This window comes from Acidaminococcus sp. CAG:542 (assembly GCF_000437815.1).
Classification (GTDB): Bacteria; Bacillota; Negativicutes; order Acidaminococcales; family Acidaminococcaceae; genus Acidaminococcus.
In genome coordinates, this window is record NZ_FR902037.1 from 9349 (window position 1) to 14835 (window position 5487).

Here is a 5487-nt window from a genome sequence, read left to right on the forward strand (position 1 = left end):
GCCAGCCATGAATTCATGGCCCTGGCAGACAGCGGGGAAGCGGGGATCGTGTACTGCGACACCTGCGACTATGCCGCCGACGTGGAAAAGGCCGAATGTGCCGCCATCGCAGCTCCTGCGGAAGAACCCAAAGCACTGGAAAAGAAGGAAACCCCTGGGTGCAATACCATTGAAGCCGTGTGCAGCTTCCTGAAGGCTCCTGTGGAAAAAAGCGTGAAGGCCGTGGCCTTTGTCACCGACGAAGGGAAACTGGTGCTGTGCTTTGTCCGGGGGGACAAGGAAGTCAACGACACCAAAGTGGTGAACGCCGTAGGCTGCAACGAAGTGGACATGGCTCCCGACAACCTGATCCGGGAAGCCGGCACGGTGCCCGGATTCATGGGACCCATCGGCCTTGACAAGGACAAGGCCATCATCCTCATCGACCATTCCGTGATGAACATGCACAATGTGTGCTGCGGGGCCAACGAAAAGGACGTCCACTATGTGAATGCGGAACCCTCCCGGGATTTCGTGTACACCCAGGTGGCGGACATCAGCACCGCCGTGGCCGGGGACAAATGCCCCCACTGTGACGGCCATCTGAAGGAAGCCCGGGGTATCGAAGTGGGCCAGGTGTTCAAACTGAACACCAAATACAGCGAAGCCCTCCATGCCACCTATCTGGACGTGGACGGAAAGGAACATCCCCTGGTCATGGGCTGCTACGGCATCGGCGTGGGCCGGACCCTGGCGGCTGCCATCGAACAGCACCACGACAAAGACGGGATCATCATGCCCAAAAACATCGCCCCCTACCAGGTGATGGTACTGGCCATGAACGTGAAGGATGAAGAAAGCTGGCAGAAGGCTGTGGAAGTCCACGATGCCCTGAACGCCGCCGGCATCGACACCCTGCTGGATGACCGGGACGAACGGGCCGGGGTGAAGTTCAAGGATGCGGACCTTATCGGCTGCCCTCTGCGGATCGTCATCGGACCCAAGACCATGAAACGGGGCGCTATGGAAACCAAGCTCCGGTGCAGCGGCGAAATGGCCGACGTGTCCTTCGAAGGAGACTGGATCCAGGCCATCCGGGACATTTTGGACAAGGCGCTGTAATCACTGATTTTGTCAACGGTCAATGGTCTGTGGAGGCCTGCTGACCGTTGACCGGTAACAATCCAGGAAGGGAGACAAAGGCATGGATAACGGAATGCTGGCCCAGCTTACCCTGCGGATCCTGATGGCTGCGTTCCTGGGCGGGCTCATCGGTCTGGAACGGAGCAGCGGGGACCGGCCGGCGGGGCTGCGGACCCATGTGCTGGTGGCCACCGGTTCCGCCCTTTTGATGGTGGTGTCCATTTACGGCATCGACGGCCATCCCCAGGCCCGGGATCCTTCCCGGATCGCCTCCCAGGTGGTCAGCGGCATCGGCTTTTTAGGGGCCGGGACCATTCTCCACGAAGGGCTCACCGTCAAGGGGCTTACCACCGCCGCCAGTCTGTGGATCGTATCGGCCATCGGCCTTACAGTGGGCTGCGGCATGATGGCTCTGGGCATCTTTGCCACTGGGATCGCCCTGATCACCCTGATCCTGATCCGGGGGCTGGAAAAGAAGGTGCTTCCGGCGGGGAAACCCACCCGGTGCAAGCTCCATGTGATCCTGAGCAAAAATCCGGATAGCATGATGGACGTTATGGAGTATCTCCAGAAACGGAACATCAAGACCCGGATCCTGGGGATCCGGAATGATCCCCAGCGGAGTGTGATCGAAGTGGATCTGTTGGTGAAAATCGGCAAATATTACAATGCCAATGCCATCATCAGCGGACTGGAAAACGCCGAAGCGGTGAAAAAGGTCGTCCTGGTGGATGACTGACAAAGGAACAAAGAGGTTGGAATGAGCGCAAGTTGCTATAAGATCGTACCCAACAGACACGTGTTCCTGGACTTTATGGTCACTCTGGACCTGAGCCCGGAACAGCGGCACTGTGTGGAAACCTTTCCCATCCGGTACGTGGAAGTGGATGAAGCCAGGAATACCTGGAAGATCTCCTACGATGCGGCAGCGACGGCTCTGGAACAGCAGGAACTGGCAGCGGTGGCGAAAAAGCTGGCCGCTGCCTGTTCTGTTGCCCAGGTGACCTTCGTGAACGTGAATGCGGACCAGGTGGCGGCTCCCTGTCTGGAGGATGAGGAAATCCCCCTGCCTCCGGAACCGGAAGAGCCGGAAGAGGAGCCCCAGGAGGACGACTTCTTCCAGAGCGAGGAATACCTGAAGGCCCTGGAAGCGGTGGAAGCCAGCCGGGGCGGCGGGAACCGGACCGACGGAGTGGTCTACGGCCGGAAAATCACCAAAAAGGCCCGGACCATGGCGGAAGTGGTGGAAGAAGAGAACAATGTGGTGGTGGAAGGCACCGTGGTGGGGTTCGATGTACGGGAACTCCGGACGGGAGCCGTCATGCTCACCATCAAGCTCAGTGACGACACCGAAGGGCTTTTTGCCAAGATCCGGTTTGGGGAACGGAACGAGGGGAACGACCCGAAAAAGAACATGAAGGAATGTGCCGATCTCCAGAAAAAGATCCCGGAAGGATCCCTGGTGAAGATCCAGGGGAACATCACCGTGGACAAGTACGCCAACTCGGAACTGGTGATGGTGGGGGTCAAAGGCATTATGCAGGAACCGGTGGAACGCCGGGAAGACAAGGCGGACGTGAAACGGGTGGAGCTCCACTGCCACACCAAAATGAGCAAGATGGACGGGCTCACCCCCATCAAGGAACTGGTGGACACCGCCGTGCGCTGGGGCCACAAATCCCTGGCCCTGACGGACCATGGGGTGGTCCAGGCCTTCCCCTTTGCCTATGACGAAGCCAAAGCCCTGAAGGAAAAGAATGGCTGGGAACTGAAGCTGATCTACGGGGTGGAAGGGTACCTGTGCCACAGCCGGGAAGACAAGAAGAACTACCACATCATCCTCCTGGCCAAAAATGTGGAAGGTCTCCGGAACCTGTACCGGCTGGTGTCCCTGTCCCATTTGCAGTATTTCGGGGGCAAACCCAAGCGGCCCCGGCTTACCAAAGGGCTCCTGGACCAGTACCGGGACGGTCTGATCATCGGCTCCGCCTGTGCTGCCGGGGAAGTGTACCGGGCCATTCTGGCAGGGGTGCCGGAAGACGAACTCCGGGAAATCGCCTCCTACTACGATTACCTGGAAATCCAGCCCACCGGCAACAACAACTATCTGATCCGGGATCCCCGGTTCCCGGAGATCAAGACCGTGGAAGACCTCCAGGCCATCAACAAAAAGATCCTGGCCCTGGGGGACGAACTGGGGAAACTGACCGTGGCCACCTGCGACGTCCATTTCCTGAATCCGGAAGACGCCCTGGCCCGGAAGATCCTCCAGGCGGGGATGGGCTATCCCGACGAGGAACAGCCGCCCCTGTATCTGCGGACCACCGAAGAGATGCTGGAGGAATTCTCCTACCTGGGGGACCGGGCCTATGAAGTGGTGGTGGAGAACTCCAACAAAATCAGCGGCCAGGTGGAGCACTTCAAACCGGTGCCCGACCGGGACCAGCTGTATTCGCCCACCATCCCCGGTGCCAAGGAAAAAGTGGAATCCCTCAGCTATGCCAAGGCCCACGAATGGTACGGGCCCAAGCTGCCCAAAATCGTGGAGGACCGGCTGAAGCAGGAACTGTCTTCCATTATCGGCAACGGGTTCTCGGTGCTGTACTACATCGCCCATCTGCTGGTGAAAAAATCCAACGACGACGGGTACATGGTAGGGTCCCGGGGTTCCGTAGGGTCCTCCTTTGTGGCCACCATGCTGAACATTACGGAAGTGAATCCTCTGGTGCCCCATTACCGGTGTCCTCACTGCTACCATACGGAATTCTTTACGGACGGGTCCGTAGGGTCCGGGTTCGACCTGCCGGAAAAGAACTGTCCCGAATGCGGGACTCCCATGATCCGGGACGGGCACAACATCCCCTTTGCCGTATTCCTGGGGTTCCACGGGGACAAGGTGCCGGATATCGATCTGAACTTCTCCGGGGAATACCAGCCCCGGGCCCACAAATACACCGAAGAACTGTTCGGCCGGGACAATGTGTTCCGGGCGGGTACCCTGGGCACCATCAAGGACAAGACCGCCTACGGGTACATCAAGAAGTACTACGAAACCCGCGGGGAGCCCAAACGGACCGCTTTCATCGAAGGGCTGATCCCCAAACTGGCCGGGGTGAAACGGACCACCGGACAGCATCCCGGGGGCATTGTGGTTATCCCCCGGAACCTGGATGTCCACTACATCACCCCCGTGTCCTATCCGGCGGATGATCCCAGCTGCGGCACCATCACCACCCATTACGATTTCCACTCCATTGACGAACGGATCGTCAAGCTGGATATCCTGGGCCACGATGATCCTACGGTGATCAAGATGCTGGACCGGATGCTGGGAGAGGACTACTGCCGGAACATCCCCATCGGGGATCCGGACACCATGGAACTGTTCCTGTCCACCAAATCCCTGGGGGTGACCCCGGAGCAGATCGGTACGGACGTGGCCACCTACGGGGTGCCTGAATGCGGCACCCGGTTCGTACGCCAGATGATTTCCGACGTAAAGCCCAAGAACTTTTCCGACCTGCTGCGTATTTCCGGGTATTCCCACGGCACCGATGTGTGGCTGAACAATGCCCAGGACCTGATCAAAAGCGGGACCCCCACGGAAGACACCATTTCCACCCGGGACGACATCATGAACTGGCTGATCAACAAGGGCATGGAGCCCAGCATGGCCTTCGGGATCATGGAATGGAGCCGGAAAGGGAAGGCCCACAAGAAAGGGTTCAAACCGGACCAGCTGGAAGCCTTCGAAAAGGCCCACATCCCGGATTTCTACATCAAGGCCTGTACCACCCTTCAGTACCTGTTCCCCAAGGCCCATGCCGTGGCCTACGTGCTCAGCGCCTACCGGATTGCCTACTGCAAGGTGCACCATCCCAAGGAGTTCTACGCCGCCTACTTTACGGTCCGGGCTCCCCATTTCGACTTCACCCTGGTCCACAAGGGCCTGGACTACATGAAGCGGTTCATTCAGAACGTGAACGCCCAGGGCACCAAGGCCTCGGTGAACGACAAGGATACGGCCACCTACATGGAACTGTGTGTGGAGATGCTGGAACGGGGCTTCACCTTTGATGATGTGGACCTGTACAAATCCGACGCCCACAAGTTCCTGGTGACGGAACACGGGCTGCTGCCGCCTCTGGGTGCCATTGGAGGCATCGGGGGCGTGGCCGCGGAAGGGATCGTGGAGGCCCGGAAAAAAGGCCCCTTCATTTCCCAGGAAGACCTGCGGAACCGGGCCAAGATCAGTACCAGCAACGTGGAGATCCTGGAAGACCTGGGTGTCCTGGAAGGGATGCCCAAGACGGACCAGATCGAGCTGTTTTAAAAGAGGGGCTGTTGCAGGGGCAACAGCCCCTG

Annotated in this window: 3 protein-coding genes; all 3 read left to right on the top strand. The window is 58.9% G+C overall.

All coding sequences use genetic code 11. The features are described 5' to 3' along the window. The coding region (proS, locus tag QVO43_RS02355; protein ID WP_288174364.1) for a proline--tRNA ligase at nucleotides 1–1101 on the top strand (1101 nt) is incomplete at its 5' end. Between the two features lie 82 nt (nucleotides 1102–1183). After that, nucleotides 1184–1861 (top strand): MgtC/SapB family protein, encoded by a 678-nt coding sequence (locus tag QVO43_RS02360; RefSeq protein ID WP_022487003.1) that lies wholly within the window; start codon nucleotides 1184–1186, stop codon nucleotides 1859–1861. 21 nt (nucleotides 1862–1882) lie between these two features. Next, on the top strand, nucleotides 1883–5455 hold the full coding sequence (locus tag QVO43_RS02365) for a PolC-type DNA polymerase III (RefSeq protein WP_022487004.1): 3573 nt from the start codon (nucleotides 1883–1885) through the stop codon (nucleotides 5453–5455). Nucleotides 5456–5487: the final 32 nt, after the last annotated feature.